This window comes from Acinetobacter sp., from assembly GCF_045628685.1.
GTDB lineage: Bacteria > Pseudomonadota > Gammaproteobacteria > Pseudomonadales > Moraxellaceae > Acinetobacter.
The window spans coordinates 1-16777 of the sequence record NZ_JAZQPV010000112.1 but is presented as its reverse complement, the minus strand read 5'-3'; the positions used below and the strand labels follow the sequence as shown (position 1 = coordinate 16777).

The 16777-nt window shown below is 40.6% G+C and carries 14 protein-coding genes; 7 read left to right on the top strand and 7 right to left on the bottom strand.

The genetic code is table 11. The annotated features are described in order from the left end of the window. Nucleotides 1-279: 279 nt before the first annotated feature. The 5 genes from mnmE to rpmH all read right to left on the bottom strand — a co-directional run bounded on the left by mnmE (nucleotide 280) and on the right by rpmH (nucleotide 4377). On the bottom strand, nucleotides 280-1635 hold the full coding sequence (mnmE, locus tag ACKI4H_RS14550; protein WP_407306960.1) for a tRNA uridine-5-carboxymethylaminomethyl(34) synthesis GTPase MnmE: 1356 nt from the start codon (nucleotides 1633-1635) through the stop codon (nucleotides 280-282). 95 nt (nucleotides 1636-1730) lie between these two features. Next, entirely contained in the window at nucleotides 1731-3488 is a 1758-nt protein-coding gene (gene yidC / locus ACKI4H_RS14545) for a membrane protein insertase YidC (protein ID WP_407306958.1), read from the bottom strand. A 5-nt stretch (nucleotides 3489-3493) separates the two neighbouring features. Next, nucleotides 3494-3814, bottom strand: a complete 321-nt coding sequence (yidD, locus tag ACKI4H_RS14540; protein ID WP_131269283.1) for a membrane protein insertion efficiency factor YidD — start codon at nucleotides 3812-3814, stop codon at nucleotides 3494-3496. A 9-nt stretch (nucleotides 3815-3823) separates the two neighbouring features. After that, nucleotides 3824-4213 (bottom strand): ribonuclease P protein component, encoded by a 390-nt coding sequence (gene rnpA / locus ACKI4H_RS14535; RefSeq protein ID WP_004650901.1) that lies wholly within the window; start codon nucleotides 4211-4213, stop codon nucleotides 3824-3826. A 29-nt stretch (nucleotides 4214-4242) separates the two neighbouring features. Continuing rightward, on the bottom strand, nucleotides 4243-4377 hold the full coding sequence (rpmH, locus tag ACKI4H_RS14530; RefSeq protein ID WP_000831329.1) for a 50S ribosomal protein L34: 135 nt from the start codon (nucleotides 4375-4377) through the stop codon (nucleotides 4243-4245). 661 nt (nucleotides 4378-5038) lie between these two features. Here rpmH and dnaA point away from each other — a divergent pair. From dnaA to ACKI4H_RS14505, 5 genes are all read left to right on the top strand, one after another. Beyond that, entirely contained in the window at nucleotides 5039-6418 is a 1380-nt protein-coding gene (dnaA, locus tag ACKI4H_RS14525; RefSeq protein ID WP_407306953.1) for a chromosomal replication initiator protein DnaA, read from the top strand. Between the two features lie 110 nt (nucleotides 6419-6528). Continuing rightward, nucleotides 6529-7674, top strand: a complete 1146-nt coding sequence (gene dnaN, locus ACKI4H_RS14520; protein ID WP_407306951.1) for a DNA polymerase III subunit beta — start codon at nucleotides 6529-6531, stop codon at nucleotides 7672-7674. Between the two features lie 27 nt (nucleotides 7675-7701). Continuing rightward, entirely contained in the window at nucleotides 7702-8784 is a 1083-nt protein-coding gene (recF, locus tag ACKI4H_RS14515) for a DNA replication/repair protein RecF (RefSeq protein ID WP_407306949.1), read from the top strand. A gap of 54 nt (nucleotides 8785-8838) precedes the next feature. After that, on the top strand, nucleotides 8839-11310 hold the full coding sequence (gyrB, locus tag ACKI4H_RS14510; protein ID WP_407306947.1) for a DNA topoisomerase (ATP-hydrolyzing) subunit B: 2472 nt from the start codon (nucleotides 8839-8841) through the stop codon (nucleotides 11308-11310). 174 nt (nucleotides 11311-11484) lie between these two features. Beyond that, nucleotides 11485-11850, top strand: a complete 366-nt coding sequence (locus ACKI4H_RS14505; protein WP_407306945.1) for a hypothetical protein — start codon at nucleotides 11485-11487, stop codon at nucleotides 11848-11850. Between the two features lie 334 nt (nucleotides 11851-12184). On the opposite strand, the gene ACKI4H_RS14500 is transcribed toward ACKI4H_RS14505, so the two are convergent. After that, entirely contained in the window at nucleotides 12185-14119 is a 1935-nt protein-coding gene (locus ACKI4H_RS14500; RefSeq protein ID WP_407306943.1) for an ATP-binding cassette domain-containing protein, read from the bottom strand. 236 nt (nucleotides 14120-14355) lie between these two features. Here ACKI4H_RS14500 and ACKI4H_RS14495 point away from each other — a divergent pair, with 236 nt between their 5' ends. Both ACKI4H_RS14495 and ACKI4H_RS14490 read left to right on the top strand, forming a co-directional pair. Further along, nucleotides 14356-15363, top strand: coding sequence for a putative solute-binding protein (locus tag ACKI4H_RS14495; RefSeq protein WP_407306941.1), 1008 nt, complete (start codon nucleotides 14356-14358; stop codon nucleotides 15361-15363). A gap of 232 nt (nucleotides 15364-15595) precedes the next feature. After that, nucleotides 15596-16606, top strand: coding sequence for a putative solute-binding protein (locus ACKI4H_RS14490; RefSeq protein WP_407306939.1), 1011 nt, complete (start codon nucleotides 15596-15598; stop codon nucleotides 16604-16606). Nucleotides 16607-16668: 62 nt separating this feature from the next. Here the strand turns inward: ACKI4H_RS14490 and ACKI4H_RS14485 are convergent. Beyond that, the coding region (locus tag ACKI4H_RS14485) for an IS3 family transposase (RefSeq protein ID WP_407303884.1) at nucleotides 16669-16777 on the bottom strand (109 nt) is incomplete at its 5' end.

Below are 16777 nucleotides of genomic sequence, written 5' to 3'. Positions count from 1 at the left end.
GTACCTCTTTTCGCCTACTTTTAGATTTTTAATCACTCTGTCAGTAGAAAAAAATATCTTTTCTGCTTGCACCATAATCTAGTCACCATATAAAAATTATAGCCACATTTAAGTAAGTGACTTAATAGTGACTAAAAAAATCATAGCACTGTATGAATATATTGAACACTATTGAATAACCACCAGACAATAAAAAAGCACTAAGTTACTAAAACTCAATGCTATTTATTTACATATTGGAATCTATTAGAACTTACTGAATAACACCATAAATTGAGATTACTTTCCAATACAGAACGATCCAAAGATTTTACCTAACAAATCATCTGCACTAAATTCACCGGTAATCTCAGCCAAGGCATTTTGTGCCAGACGCAAAGACTCCGCCACCAGCTCACCCGCCTGATACACCACCAACTGCTCATGCGCTTCTGCAAGATACACTTGAGTGCGTTTCATTGCGTCTAAATGGCGGGTACGCGCAATAAAGGTATCTTCCTCTGGCTGGAAGCCTGCATGTGCTGTAATCGCATCTATAAGCGACTGAACACCAGTTTCCTGCTTGGCAGAAACCGTAATATGACGGAAGCCTTGATAATCGCCAATTTCAGCTGAAGTACCGGTTAAATCACACTTGTTGGCGATCAACATCAAACGACGTGGTTCAAGATGTTCGGCAAAATAGTTTTGTGCCAGTTGTAATGGATCTTCACCCTGGCTTAAGTCATACACCAACAATAACAAATCGGCTTGTTCAATTTCTTTAATGGCGCGGCGAATGCCTTCTTTCTCGACAATATCTCCGGTTTCACGCAGACCGGCAGTATCAGTTAGGGTAATTGGCAAGCCATTTAAGGTGATTTTTTCATGCAGCACATCACGGGTGGTACCAGCAATATCGGTCACAATCGCACGTTCATTTCCGGCCAAAGTATTCAACAATGAGGACTTACCTGCATTGGGTTTGCCAGCAATCACCACCTGTAAGCCTTCACGCAGCAACTGGCCTTGACGAGCAGACTTTTGTACTGCAGTCACAGAGCTTTGCACATCTTCAAGCAAAGCCAGAATTTTACCATCGGCCAAAAAATCGATTTCTTCTTCTGGGAAATCAATGGCAGCTTCTACATGTAAACGTAGATGAATCAATTTTTCTAAAACGGTATTGACTCGGGTCGAGAAAGCCCCTTGCAAAGAACGGACTGCAGAACGTGCAGCCGCCTGTGAAGTTGCATCAATCAAATCGGCAATCGCTTCGGCCTGCACCAGATCCAGCTTGCCATTTTCAAAGGCACGCATGGAAAATTCACCGGCCTTGGCCGCAATTGCACCCAGTTCCAATAAACGGCCCAGCAGGGCATTTTGAATCACTGGACCGCCATGACCTTGCAGCTCCACCACATCTTCACCGGTAAATGAGTTTGGATTGGGAAAACAAATGGCTAAACCTTCATCCATGACTTCGCCCGCTGCATCATAAAACTGACGGAAGCCGGCAAGACGAGCTTTGGGTAAAGTCTTTTGCGTCAAAGCTTCTGCAATGGCATAGGATTTCGGACCTGACAGACGAATCACCCCTACACCACCACGTCCGGGCGGAGTTGCAATTGCAGCAATCGTTGTTCGGTTTTGCATAAAATTCACCTAAAAAATCCCAAATCACAGCCAAATAAAAATCCGCCTAAGATTACCATCTTAAGCGGATTTATTCAGCTATTCGCAATCAGTCGTTACTTAACAACGTCACGTTTTTCGCGTTCTTTCGCAACACTTTTGTTGATCAAGCTTTGCTGCAAGATGGTAATACTGTTGTTGACAATCCAGTACAACACCAAGCCCGCAGGGAAGAACAACATAAATACAGTGAAGATAATCGGCATGATTTTGAAGACTTTCGCCTGCATTGGATCAGCCGGTTGTGGATTTAAAGACTGCTGAATGAACATGGTCAGACCCATCAATAACGGCAGGATAAACCAGGGATCCATTGCAGATAAATCTTGAATCCAGCCTAACCACGGTGCATGACGAAGTTCTACAGACTCCATCAATACCCAGTACAAGGCCAAGAAAATTGGCATTTGTAACAGCAGTGGCAAACAACCTGATAATGGGTTGACTTGTTCACGTTTATACAAAGCCATCATTTCTTGCGAGAAACGCATGCGGTCTTCACCGAATTCTTCTTTCATGCGTTGCATTTCAGGTGCAATCACACGCATTTTCGCCATTGAGCGATAGCTTTTAGACGACAATGGCCAAAGAATCAGTTTTACCAGTACAGTCAATAAGATAATTGACCAACCCCAGTTACCGACAATGTTATGGAAGAACTGTAGACCGAGGAACAATAGCTTCGCAATTGGCCATAACCAGCCATAATCTACGGTTTGGTTTAGACCGATCGCCAAATCTTTCAGTTCAGACTGAATTTTAGGACCTGAATAGAAAGTCGCATCTACTTCAGCTGCAGTACCGGCAGGGACATTAATCATCGGTGAAGTGAAACCGATAATATTCATGTTATCTGTCGATTGACGCGATTCTAATTTGGCACTATATGGCTGACCATTGGCTTGCGTCAGTTTAAGATCACCTGGAATCCAGGCACTAACGAAATAGTGTTGCACCACTCCAACCCAGCCGCCTTTTGCTTCAACATTCAATTTTTCTTCATTAAAGTTGTCAAATTTAAGCTTGTTGTAATGTTCATCAGGTGTACCCCAAGCACCACCCAGGAATGTCCCAAGCGTGAAGATCCCTTGATCAGATTTACCCGGATCATCCGAATTGTCACGTTTGATTTGACCAAACATTTGGCCTTGCCAATTCTGAGCACTACGGTTCACAACTTTGTGGTTTACAACAATCGGGTATTCACCTTGCTTAAAGGTAAAAGTTTTGATGATTTCTACACCATCAGGCGTTTTATAAACCATTGGTACCGATAAAACTTTAACCGCTTTACCATCTTTGGTTTTTTCAGCTTTAGCATCAGCCAAAGTATAAGTTGCTTTTTCAACTTCATACACCGGACGACCATTACGGTTACTGTCCGGTCCATTTAAACCAATCAGGCCAGACTGAGCGACGTAGGTACGTTTCGCATCACTTTCCAGCATGACAAACGGTTCATCGCTGTCTTTATTTTTGTCATGATTGAGTAATTCAATACGAACAATGTCACCACCTTTAGGATTGATCCAAAGATGATAAAGGTCAGTTTGTACTGAAATAAGCTGTTGACTTACAGGTGCTGTGGCATCTGTTGTGGTTTGCTGAGTGGCAATATTTGCTTGAGGCACGTCAGACGCTGCTGGAGCTGTTTGAGCATTTGGCAAATCTGCAGATACTTCATGTGAAACTACAGCAGCTTCTTGCTGCGGTTTAGTCTCTGCATGACCATAATCTTTTTGCCAAGCCAAAATAAGCAAATATGCGACGACAAACATAGCCCCTAGAATTGCAAACCTGGCCCATTGTTGCATATCTATTATCCCAAGTAGTTAGAGTGATTTCGGTTCAATAAACGATCACGAAAGGGTACAGCAACGTGAAGCGTTTGAGAATCCATTTGCTGAAATGAAATAAAACGAATTGCTTTTGGGGGAACAGGGTCGTAACCCGAGCCACCCCACGGATGACAACGACAAATACGTTGAGTAGCTAACCACGCACCACGCACAGCACCATAACGATGGACTGCTTCTAAAGAATATTGAGAACATGTTGGAATATAACGACAGCGGGGTCCCAATAAAGGACTAATCGCGATCTGATAGAATCGAATCAACCAATGCAGTAAACGTACCATTGGCCTTCTCTACTTTTGTGGGGAGGGAGCTATCTTTTTATGCTTATTGGCAAGGCGTTGCAATTTCTGCCAAGCAAATTGTAATTGCTGTTGCAATTCTGCATTAGGGATTGCTTCAATGCCGACTTTAGGCATGACCACAATATCTAATAAATCTAATTGCTGTTGATGTAGGCGAAAACTTTCGCGAGCAAGACGTTTTACTCTATTTCTTTCATGTGCGCGACGCACTTTTTTCTTGGCAACAACAATGCCCAAACGGCTGGAAGGCTGTTCGGAATTTTTTGCCAAAAATAAGAAATGGGGTTGATGCACTTTAAAAAGCGCACCATCAAACACACTTTTATAATCGGCAGCACAGCGTATGCGTACGTCTGTGCTGAAGCCATAAAGTGTCATGACACCCAAAATCGTAATAACTTAACTAATTAAACAGTTAAGCTATGACGACCTTTTGCACGACGACGAGCTAATACTTGACGACCAGCTTTAGTAGCCATACGAGCACGGAAACCATGAACACGCTTACGCTTTAATTCTGATGGTTGGAATGTACGTTTCATATTGAAACTCCAAAAATGATCTTCTATGAAGGTTCGCGATTTTAGTGGTCATTCGGTGAGCTGTCAATCAAAAACAAACTTTCTTTCAAAATAAGGGCTTTTTAATTCAAAGATGAAGAATAGTAAATTTTTAATCTGATAAAAAATTGTTTTAATTTTACGCACAATATAAGTTGTTGATTAATAATACAACATAAGTTATAAACAGAAATATTCACAATATTATCCACAACTTAATGTTAATAAGATTATTTACCTGTCTTTTGAATTTAAATTTATAAATATCTAAAGTTATCCCCATGTGTAGAGGTTCTTATAATTAAATTCAAATTTATAAATTTAAATTTATTACTATTAGGGAGCTGTTTTTCTGTGGAAAAGCCATTTTTATTTTTTATAAACAATGTTTTATATTGTGGGTATCTATGTTTTTATGAATGTATTAAATTGTGGATAACTTTGTGATATATTTTATCCACAGCTTGCGGATAAGCTTATCCACATCAGGATTTAAATTTAAATTTAAACTGAGATTTGCTTTTTTAAGTGATATTTCTTTAATTTTGCCATGACAGATGTGGATAACTTCGATAGAATGGCGACCCGCTTGGTCGGGCTCAAAATGATTTTTTATAACTAATGGAATAAATAGGGGTTTCACATGCTTTGGACTGACTGTTTAACTCGTTTGCGACAAGAGCTTTCGGGTAATGTCTTTACAATGTGGATTCGCCCTTTGGTTGCTGAAGAGCTTAACGACACATTAAAACTTTATGCACCTAATCCGTATTGGACCCGTTATATTCAGGAACATCATCTTGAGCTGATCACAATCTTGGCAGAGCAGATGTCTGAAGGCCGGGTACGCAAAGTTGAAATTTTGGTCGATTCCCGTCCTGGTGCCATTCTATCCGCCAATGAACAACCGGCAACCACGACTGCTGCTTTGCAATCGGTTGCCACGCCCATGGCGAGACCGCGAAAAGAAAAAGAAGAATCCATCGCAAAAAATAGTCGTAAGCGCTTATTGAACCCATTATTCACTTTTTCGTTATTTGTTGAAGGTCGCTCAAACCAGATGGCAGCGGAAACCTGTCGTAAAGTTTTAACCCAATTGGGTGCTTCACAACATAATCCTTTATTTTTATATGGCCCGACAGGTCTGGGTAAAACTCATTTAATGCAGGCAGTGGGGAATGCCTTATTACAAGCCAAACCCAATGCGCGCGTGATGTATATGACTGCCGAAAGTTTTGTACAAGATTTTGTCAGCTCATTGCAACAAGGCAAGGTTGAAGAATTTAAGAAAAATTGCCGTTCGCTAGATTTGTTGCTGGTCGATGATATTCATTTACTTGCCGGCAAAGAAGCCAGTTTGGTGGAGTTTTTCTATACGTTTAATGCCTTGCTGGATGAGTCGAAGCAGATCATCTTAACCTCGGATCGTTATCCTAAAGAACTGACTGAACTGGATGCACGTCTGGTTTCACGTTTTTCCTGGGGCTTATCTGTGGGGGTGGAACCACCGGATATTGAAACCCGTATCGAAATTTTGCTTAAAAAAGCGGAAAACATCGGGGTAGAATTGCCGCGTAATTGTGCTTTGTTTGTGGCACAACAGGTTGTCGCTAATGTACGTGAACTTGAAGGCGCACTGAATAAAGTCGTGGCTATTTCACGTTTTAAAGGTACCTCAATTGATTTGGAGGTGGTGCGGGAATCATTAAAGGATGTGCTCGCGATTCGTGCCCGAACCATCAGTACTGAAAATATACAGCGTGTGGTAAGTGAATATTTTCGGATTCCGCTGAAAGAAATTGTCGGTCCCAAACGGACCCGTATTTATGCACGTCCACGTCAGCTCGCTATGGGGCTGGCGCGTGAATTGACAGGGGATAGTTTTCCCGAAATTGGTATGGCATTTGGTGGTCGCGATCACAGTACCGTGATGCATGCCTGTGAGAAAGTATTGAGCCTTCGTGAACAAGATCCGATCTTTAATGAAGACTATAAAAACCTGCAACGTTTGTTGCAAAGTTGAGCGAATTTGATCAAATTCTATTCTTGCAATGCGGCATATTCTGCCGCATAGTACACTGCTAAAAAACAAATTTATTTATTATTTATCTTCAGTAGTTAGAGGAATGTACCGTGCGTTTGAAAATCGCGAAAGAAAGCTTACTTAATGTTCTGTCACATGTCGTAGGAGCGGTTGAACGTCGCCATACTTTAAATATTCTGTCGAATGTAAAAATCCAGGTCAGCAATGAATCCCTCACCATTACCGGTTCAGATCTGGAAGTTGAATTGGTTGCCAGTACCACTTTGGCGGAAGGTGCATGCTTGCAAGTGGGCGAGACTACTGTGCCTGCACGCAAGCTGATGGATATCTGTAAATCATTACCTTCTGCAGCATTGATTGACCTGCAAATTACTGAAGATCGTTGCATTTTAAAATCGGGCAATAGCCGTTTTGTGTTGGGTACTTTACCTGCTGAAGACTATCCGCTATTAAGCACTGAAAATACGCAAGGCACGCAAGTGACGGTGACTCAGCGCGAATTAAAACGCCTGTTTGAAAAAACTGCTTTCGCAATGGCGGTACAAGACGTACGTTTTTATTTAACCGGTACCTTGCTTGAAATTGATCAAAACCAACTTCGTGCAGTCACCACTGATGGTCACCGTTTAGCTTTATGTGAAACCGCAGCAACCTCCACTGCGACACAGCCCATCCAAGCGATTGTGCCCCGCAAAGCAGTAGCAGAATTACAACGCCTGCTCAGTATTGAAGATGAACAATTATCTTTGCTGATTGGTCGTGAATTATTGAACGTGACCATTAGTGCACCAAGCCGCGACAAAGAACAGGGCAATATCACGGTGCGTTTCACCACCAAATTGATTGATGGGAAATTCCCGGATTACCGTCGTGTGATTCCACGTGGTGGCGATAAAAATGTATTGATCGCACATGATGTATTTAAACAGTCCCTGCAACGTGTCGCAATTTTGAGTAATGAAAAATTACGTGGCGTATTCCTGAATTTCAGTACCGATTCTTTGCAGCTTCGCGCCAATAACCCGGAGCAAGATGAAGCGATTGAAGATCTAGCCATTCAATATGCAGATTCACCGATGGAAATGTCATTCAATGCGCAATATTTATTGGATGTATTGGGCGCTTTGGATGGTGATGATGTCTATATGACCATGACTGAAGCCAACCAATCGGTATTGGTGCATGATCCGGCACAGCCAGATCAAACCTATGTTGTCATGCCAATGCGGGTTTAATTTGCAGATTTTTAACACGATCAGATTATGTTTATCACGCGTTTAAATATAGAGCGTGTTCGAAACTTAAAAACGGTTGCACTTCAAGAATTGCAGCCGTTTAATGTCTTTTATGGTCAAAATGGTTCAGGCAAAACCTCGGTTTTAGAAGCGATTCATTTGCTGGCGACAGGACGTTCTTTTCGAACCCATATTCCAAAAAACTATATTCAAAATGAAAAAAATGACGCGATTGTTTTTGCACAATCTGCGACTGAAAAAATTGGCATGCAAAAATTTTTATCCGGTGAACAGCTGATTAAAGTTAATGGTGATCATATTGCAACCCAGGGGCAACTAGCTAAAATATTGCCTTTGCAGCATATTGATCCACAAAGTACCGATATTATCGATTATGGAGCCAAACCACGTCGCCAATTGATTGACTGGTTGATGTTCCACGTGGAACCGGATTTTTATCATGCCTGGCAGTATTATTCGCGCGCTTTAAAACAACGCAACAGTTTGTTGAAATCGAAACGAAACCTGAGCCTGAATGATTTAGAGCCATGGAATAAAATGCTGGCTGAATATGGTGAAATGCTGCATTCACAGCGCAGTGGAATTGTGGAACAGTGGAAAGTCTATTTTGAGCAGGGTTTAAACCAATTATTGCCCAATCTGGATATTCAGATGGAATATGTTCCCGGTTTCCATAGCGAGCAGGGCTTGCTGCATGACTTAACGATGCATCATCAAAAAGACCTCGATCGGCGTTATACTGAGTATGGTCCACATCGCGCAGATTTACGTTTAAAAACAACGCTGGGCGATGCTGAGGTGGTGCTTTCACGCGGTCAAAAAAAGCTGCTGATAGTCGCCTTAAAACTGTCACAGATTGCAATGCTGCATGCTTGTAACAAGGAAACTGTGGTATTATTAGATGATGTGACAGCAGAATTAGATTTAACTGCACAACGACGATTAATTGAGCGATTGAGCCAGTTGGGTAGTCAAGTTTTTATTACCACTTTAGAGCATGAATCAGTAAAAAAACATTTACATGATTTGTCTATTTCATATCAATTATTCAATGTTGAAAACGGTCAAGTTCAAGTTGTTGTGCAATAGTTTTTTAGATTTTACCCATCTTTGGATAGACCTATATTTCACTAGGGAGAAACCATGAGTTCAGAAGATCAAGCTGCTTCTCAAACAGAACCAACCAATGAAAAGGCTTATGATTCCTCTAGTATCAAGGTATTACGTGGCCTCGATGCTGTTCGTAAGCGTCCCGGCATGTATATTGGTGATACTGACGATGGTTCAGGTTTACATCACATGGTGTTTGAGGTTGTTGATAATGCAATTGATGAAGCCTTGGCAGGTCACTGTGATGAAATCTTAGTCACCATCCATGAAGATGAATCGGTGAGTGTTTCAGATAACGGGCGTGGTATTCCAACTGATATTCACCCCGAAGAAGGCGTGTCTGCCGCTGAAGTTATTTTAACCATTCTTCATGCTGGCGGTAAGTTTGATGATAATAGCTATAAAGTATCTGGTGGTTTGCACGGGGTGGGTGTTTCTGTTGTAAATGCCTTGTCGAGTAAATTATTACTGAATATTCGTCGTGCCGGTAAAGTGTATGAACAAGAATATTCTCACGGCGACCCTGTATATCCGTTACGTGCTATTGGTGAGACTGATGAAACAGGAACAACGGTTCGTTTCTATCCAAGTGAGCAAACCTTTAGCCAAACCATTTTCAATGTTGATATTTTAGCGCGTCGTTTACGTGAACTTTCATTTTTGAATGCCGGTGTTCGTATTGTATTACGTGATGAACGTGTTAATGCTGAATATGTGTTTGATTATGAAGGCGGTCTGTCTGAATTCGTAAAATATATCAATCAGGGTAAAACCCATTTGAATGATATTTTTCATTTTACCAGCCAGGTGCCGGAAACAGGAATTACTGTTGAAGTCGCTTTACAGTGGAATGATACTTATCAAGAAAATGTACGCTGCTTTACCAACAATATTCCACAAAAAGATGGTGGTGCGCATTTAGCCGGTTTCCGTGCAGCATTAACCCGTGGGTTAAACCAGTATCTGGAAAGCGAAAATATTCTGAAGAAAGAAAAAGTTGCGGTGACGGGTGATGATGCACGTGAAGGCTTAACTGCAATTGTTTCAGTGAAAGTGCCAGATCCAAAATTCTCTTCACAAACCAAAGAAAAACTGGTTTCAAGTGAAGTGAAACCTGCTGTAGAGCAGGCGATGAACAAGGAATTTTCTGCTTATTTGCTGGAAAACCCTCAAGCGGCAAAATCAATTGCCGGAAAAATTATTGATGCAGCACGTGCGCGTGATGCAGCACGTAAAGCGCGTGAAATGACGCGTCGCAAGAGCGCCCTAGATATTGCAGGTCTTCCAGGTAAATTGGCGGATTGCCAAGAAAAAGATCCTGCATTGTCTGAACTGTACTTGGTCGAAGGTGACTCAGCGGGCGGTTCTGCAAAACAGGGCCGTAACCGTAAGATGCAGGCGATTTTGCCACTGAAAGGTAAAATCCTGAATGTGGAACGGGCGCGTTTCGACAAAATGATTTCTTCGCAAGAAGTCGGTACACTGATTACTGCACTCGGTTGTGGTATTGGCCGTGAAGAATACAATCCAGACAAGTTGCGTTATCACAAAATCATCATCATGACCGATGCTGACGTCGACGGTTCGCATATTCGTACGCTGCTGTTAACTTTCTTCTTCCGTCAAATGCCTGAACTTGTGGAACGCGGTTATATCTATATTGCACAGCCACCTTTGTATAAATTGAAAAAAGGCAAGCAGGAGCAATATCTCAAAGATAATGATGCTCTAGAAACCTTCCTGATTTCAAATGCGATTGATGATTTATCCTTGCATATCAGCGCTGAATCTCCTGCAATTACAGGTCAAGCACTGGCAAGAGTGATTGAAGATTACCAGGTTTCACAGAAAAGTTTGCACCGTTTAACTGTACGCTATCCTGCAAGTCTGCTGGATGGTTTGTTGGGGCTGGATGCATTTAAGCTTGATCAAAATCATGATGAAGATTATGTGAAACAATGGTCTGAACAGTTACGTGCTGCGATTGAAAAATATCAACCAAGTTTACGCCCTGAAATCAGTTTGGAAGTGTTTGAGAAAGAACATGCTGATGGTTCTAAAGTAGCTCATTTCTGGCCACGTGTGACCATCTATGTACATAACTTGCCGCACTCGTATTTACTTGATTCTGGACTGCTGGCTTCTGGTGAATATAAGCGTTTACTGCAAAATTCGAAGAGCTGGTTTAGCTTGCTTGAAGATGGTGCATATTTGCAGAAAGGTGATCGTAAAATTAATGTCACAACTTTCCATCAAGTATGGCAGCAAATTTTAGCCGATTCACGTCGCGGCATGATGATCCAGCGTTATAAAGGTCTGGGTGAGATGAATGCGGAACAGCTTTGGGAAACGACTATGGATCCTGAAAACCGCAACATGTTGCAAGTTACTATTAATGATGCAATTGAAGCCGATCGTATGTTCTCTTGCTTGATGGGCGACGATGTAGAACCACGTCGTGCCTTCATTGAAGAAAACGCTTTAAATGCAGATATTGACGCTTAATATATTGATAAGTTAAATTGTAAAAAGCATCCTTCGGGATGCTTTTTTTATGCTATTTTTATTTAAATCCGATTAACTTTTAGCCACCTTTGTTTTATAAAAGTGACTTATTCCTCTGTCATGATGAGTTCTGTACCTAGGGACATCATCATGCAATATTACGAGGTTAGTAGCATGGATAATCAGCTGGAACAGATCCGGGATATTTGGAGCAATGCATTTTTTACCGGTAATTTTGAAGTATTGGCGCAGTATGAACATGAACAATTTAAGGTGGTTTATGAGCAGGAAGGTCAGGTTGAAGGCAATTTTACCCGTTATGAGCGCATAGCACACGCGGTTAAAAATGGCGTATGGAAACCACAAAAGCCTAATATTGAATTTGAAGAGTTTAATTTTGACCGAGATTTGAAGCGCTGTAAGGTTCTAATTGGCTTAGAAGATCAGCGACAAATTCAGGAATTATGGGTCAATCAGGATAGGTGGAAAATTATTGAACTCCGGTTTTTAAAATGTAATAAACCACAGCAAGATGACTAAAAAATCTTATTTTTGTAAATGAGGGATGTGGATAACTTTATTTTTTATAAATTAAGAATGTGAAAATTAATTTATCCACAGTTTGATTAAGTTTTTTGTTTTAAATTTAAAGTTGATTTTGTAGTGGTTATGGGTAATTTTTTAAATTTAAAAGTTTGTTTTGAATTTAAAATGAATAGTGGGGGATTTTTGTTAACCATCCTGACATCTTGATAAATGAGGTCACTAAAAAGTGTTGTGTAGCAAAATTAAAAAATCGCAATACAATTTGGAAATCATACTGCGATTAAAAAATAAGCATCACTTTAGTTTTGCTTAAGAGTGATAAATAGACTTATTCGAAAGCACCTTCAAGTTCTTCCAATTCCATCATCAGTTCCAACATTTTTTCTTCAGCTTCAGCCAATTTCGCTTTTAGCTCGGTTTGTTCGTTCATCAGCTTCAACAAATCATCTTTACGATTTGCTTCATATAATGCGCTGTCGCCGAGTAATGTTTCCATCTCATTTAAACGCGGCTGTACTTTGGCAATCTGCATTTCAATTTTTTCAATATTCTTGCGAACAGGACGGCTGAGTTCACGGCGACGCGCAGCTTCTTTACGTTGCGCTTCTTTATCCAGTTTAGAAATTGTAGGTTTAACTTCCACCTGAGATTTTACAGGGGCAGCAGGTTGTTGACCTGATTTCATCATCTCGATGCGGGCTTGGCGTAACCAGTCTGCATAGGCAGCCAAATCACCATCAAACTCACGGCTTTGACCGCCATGAACCAGAATCAGCTCATCACATACACTGGCAATCAGTTGACGTTCATGCGATACCAGCACCACAGCACCTTCAAAATCTTGTAATGCCATGGTTAATGCATGACGCATATCCAAGTCTAAATGGTTAGTCGGTTCATCCAGAATCAACACGTTTGGACGTTGCCATACAATCAGTGCCAGTGCTAGACGCGCACGTTCACCTCCCGAGAAGCTTTCACTTGGGGTATCCATGCGTTCGCCACTAAAACCAAAACTTCCGAGGAAAGAACGCAAGCTCGCTTCACTGATTTTTTTATCGGCAATACGGGACAATTGCAGCATTGGGCTGGCATTACCATCCAAAGCATCCATTTGATGCTGTGCAAAGTAACCGATATTGAGCAGTTCAGAATCTTTACGGATCCCTTGAAGCAGTGGTAAATCACCCACCAATGATTTAATCAGTGTCGATTTACCTGCACCATTCATCCCCAGCAAACCAATACGGCTAGTCGGGGTGATTTGTAGGCTCACATTGGTCACAATCAGTTTGTCACCATAACCAATATCTGCGTGCTCCAGTTCAAGCAGTGGTGAACTCATTTTAGTCGGTTCACGGAATGAGAAAGTAAATGGTGTATCGACATGTGCTGCAGACAACTCTTGCATACGTTCAAGTTGTTTGATCCGGCTTTGTGCTTGTTTTGCTTTGGTGGCTTGCGCTTTAAAACGGTCGATATATTTTTGTAAATGTGCGCGTGTTTCTAATTGTTTTTCATAAGCCTGTTGTTGCTGAGCCAAACGTTCACTACGGGTACGCTCGAAAGTAGAATAGTTGCCGGTATAAAGAACAAGCTCTTGATTTTCAATATGTAAAATATGGTCAGTAATCGCATCCAGAAAATCACGGTCATGTGAAATTAGAATTAGTGTGCCTTCATAGGCTTTTAACCAGTCTTCTAGCCATAAAATTGCATCTAAATCTAAGTGGTTAGTCGGTTCATCGAGTAACAACAGGTCTGAACGGCTCATTAAGGTACGCGCAAGGTTCAGACGCATACGCCAGCCACCAGAGAAACTTGAAACATCCAGTTGTGATTGGTGTTCAAAGAAGCCCAAACCTGCCATCAATTGCGAGGCTTTAGAGGGTGCAGAATAGCCATTGATTTCATCAAAACGACCATATAAATGTGCAAGCTCATCATCGCTTAAGTTTTCTGGATGATCTAATTTGTTTTGAATATCCCAAAACTCTTCATCGCCAGACAAGACAAAATCAATCGCTTTCATATCTAAAGCTTTGATTTCCTGTGCCATATGTGCCACGGTCCAAACTGCAGGACGAGTTAAAGAGCCCCCATCCGATTCCATACCACCGAGCAGTGCTGAAAATAGCGTGGATTTTCCTGCACCATTTACACCAGTTAAACCAATTTTCCAGCCTGGATGGAGTTGCATGGATGCTTTTTGAAATAAAACACGTCCACTGCGACGTATAGAAAGTTGATCTAACTGAATCATTAAAATATCTAAATGAGAAAATGGTGTGCATATTCTAAAGGAAGTGGCGGAGAAAAGAAAAAGACTGAGAGCTTATTATGGGATAAAAGAAGGGTTTTAACTAAATAAATAAACCTGTGACAATTTGTGTAAAAACCGGCCTTTTATCAGAAACAGAACTACTTCTATATTTTTACCGTTAAAACAACAGTATAGTAATTTTATAAAGGAATATAGAAAAAGAATTAGGCATTATCATGAAAAAAAGGGTTTTAATTTTATCCACTGGACTGTTATTTAGTTTTTCCAATTTAGCACAGGCAAAACAAAATATATGTGTTTTTGATTTGCTGGGAAAAGCCGGTGAATCTTATAAATTGATTGAAGAATGGGCCCTAGCCAGTAAGAACTGGGGTGCAGATGTCAATTTAGTGGCTTATCAAGAGGAATTTAAAGTCGATCAAGACTTTAAAGCCGGGAAATGCGATGCCTTTTATATGACATCTATGCGTGCACGTGCCTATAACAAATTTGCGGGTTCAATTGACGCTTTGGGTGGTGTACCAAGCAATCATATTGCACAAAAAGCCATTTCTTTTGTATTGGATAAACGCAATAAAAAAAGGCTGGTTAGCAATATCGGTAATGAAAAGTATGAAGTTGCAGGAATTGGACAAATTGGACCTGCCTATCTTTTTGTACGTGATAAATCCATTAATTCTATAGAAAAGGCAGCAGGTAAAAAGTTTGCCATTCTGCATTATGACCAGGCACAAAAAATTATTGTAGAGCGCATTGGCGCAGTTCCTGTAATGGCGGATATTTCAAATTTTGTGAAGAAATTTAACAATGGTGAAGTGGATATGATTGCTGCACCTGCCTATGCATTTAAACCCTTAGAAATTTATAAAGGTTTAGGCACAACTGGTACTATGATTAATTTTCCGGTGGTGAATGTCACTGCGGATTTAATTATTCGTCCAGATAAATTTCCACAAGGCTTCGCAGATCAATCTCGTACCTGGTTTATTCAACAATTACCCAAAAGTTTTGCAATGGTAAAGCGCTTAGAAGCAGGTATCCCGACCAAATATAAAATGAATCTAAGCAAAGAAGATCATGAAAAATATCAAAAACTCCTTCGCGACGGGCGTATAGATCTCACCAAGCAAGGAATTTATGAAACTACGATGATGACGGTATTGAAAAAATCCCGATGTATTGTAGAGCGAACCAATTTTGAATGTTCCTTAAGCGGGGAATAACTCGATTGTTATGTAGTAATTTGTAAAATCTCTAGAATTTACTTAGTGATAGTTCAAAGTATTTTTATATAAGATTATGATTTTATTATTAAATTAAAAAATATAAATCAACTGACATTTAAGCGGGAAATAAATGGAGTAAATGCTCTATTTTTTTTGCATAAACTTGCATAATATTTGTGCCATGAATGGAAACTCGTCAAACAACAAGATTGTAAAAAGGACCACACTAATGAAAAAAATGATTCTCGCAGTAGCAGCATTTTCTGCTATCGGTTTAGCGACAACAGCACAAGCAGAAAAAGTGGATGTTTGCGTATTTGATTTACTGGGTAAATCGGGTGAGTCTTATCAAATGGCGCAAGAATGGGCGCTGGCCGCCAAAGGATGGGGCGCCGATATTAATTTAATTCCACGTCAAGATGAAGCTGTGGCTGATAATGATTTTAAAGCAGGCAAATGTGATGGCGTTTTTATGACGGCAATGCGTGCACGTCAATACAATAAATTTGTCGGTTCTATTGATGCTCTTGGTGGCGCACCCAGCAATGCGATTGCTCAACGTGCGATTACATTTGCTTTAGATAAACGTAATGCATCGAAAATGATCAGCAATTTAAACGGCAAAAAATATGAAGTTGCCGGTATTGCACCTTTAGGTTCAGCTTTTATTTTTGTACGTGATAAGAGCATCAATTCTATTGAAAAAGCAGCAGGCAAAAAATTTGCAGTATTGGGTTATGACGATGCACAAAAAATCATGGTGCAACGTGTAGGGGCGCAGGCAGTAATCTCGGATGTTTCCAACTTTGTGTCGAAATTTAATAATGGTCAGGTAGATATGGTCGGTGCGCCTGCCTATGCCTACAAACCTTTAGAAATCTATAAAGGTTTAGGTAGCAATGGTGCAATGTTCAATTTCCCTGTACTTCAAGTGACCTCAGATTTTGTGATTCGACCTGATCAGTTCCCAGCGGGTTTTGGACAAAAATCGCGTGATTGGTTCGTAAAACATTTGCCAAAAAGTTTTGCGATGATTAATCGTCTTGAAGCAAGTATTCCAGCTAAGTTTAAAATGAACCTGACGGCAGAAGATAAAACCAAATATCAAAAAATGCTGCGTGAAGGCCGTATGGATATGACCAAACGTGGAGTGTATGATGCCAGCATGATGACGGTATTGAAAAAAGCACGCTGTTCTGTCGATAAGGCGAATTTCGAATGTTCACTTGGCGGTGAATAACTTTAATTTTCAAAAAGAAAGCCTAGATTATTGATCTGACCCCCGAAAGTTGGACGGTTTGATTAAGCAGCTTTTAAGGACTGTTTCCTGTACTCTACAGGACTCAGTCCTTTTAATTTAACCTTGATTCGTTCATGGTTGTAATAGTGAATATATTCTTTCACGGTTTGC

What these genes read in the sequence shown, in the direction of transcription:
- rnpA (WP_004650901.1), bottom strand. Translation starts at nt 4,213, where the DNA reads ATGACACTTTATGGCTTCAGCACAGACGTACGCATACGCTGTGCTGCC.
- ACKI4H_RS14495 (WP_407306941.1), top strand. Translation starts at nt 14,356, where the DNA reads ATGAAAAAAAGGGTTTTAATTTTATCCACTGGACTGTTATTTAGTTTT.
- recF (WP_407306949.1), top strand. Translation starts at nt 7,702, where the DNA reads ATGTTTATCACGCGTTTAAATATAGAGCGTGTTCGAAACTTAAAAACG.
- ACKI4H_RS14500 (WP_407306943.1), bottom strand. Translation starts at nt 14,119, where the DNA reads ATGATTCAGTTAGATCAACTTTCTATACGTCGCAGTGGACGTGTTTTA.
- dnaA (WP_407306953.1), top strand. Translation starts at nt 5,039, where the DNA reads ATGCTTTGGACTGACTGTTTAACTCGTTTGCGACAAGAGCTTTCGGGT.
- ACKI4H_RS14505 (WP_407306945.1), top strand. Translation starts at nt 11,485, where the DNA reads ATGGATAATCAGCTGGAACAGATCCGGGATATTTGGAGCAATGCATTT.
- yidD (WP_131269283.1), bottom strand. Translation starts at nt 3,814, where the DNA reads ATGGTACGTTTACTGCATTGGTTGATTCGATTCTATCAGATCGCGATT.
- mnmE (WP_407306960.1), bottom strand. Translation starts at nt 1,635, where the DNA reads ATGCAAAACCGAACAACGATTGCTGCAATTGCAACTCCGCCCGGACGT.
- yidC (WP_407306958.1), bottom strand. Translation starts at nt 3,488, where the DNA reads ATGCAACAATGGGCCAGGTTTGCAATTCTAGGGGCTATGTTTGTCGTC.
- gyrB (WP_407306947.1), top strand. Translation starts at nt 8,839, where the DNA reads ATGAGTTCAGAAGATCAAGCTGCTTCTCAAACAGAACCAACCAATGAA.
- rpmH (WP_000831329.1), bottom strand. Translation starts at nt 4,377, where the DNA reads ATGAAACGTACATTCCAACCATCAGAATTAAAGCGTAAGCGTGTTCAT.
- ACKI4H_RS14490 (WP_407306939.1), top strand. Translation starts at nt 15,596, where the DNA reads ATGAAAAAAATGATTCTCGCAGTAGCAGCATTTTCTGCTATCGGTTTA.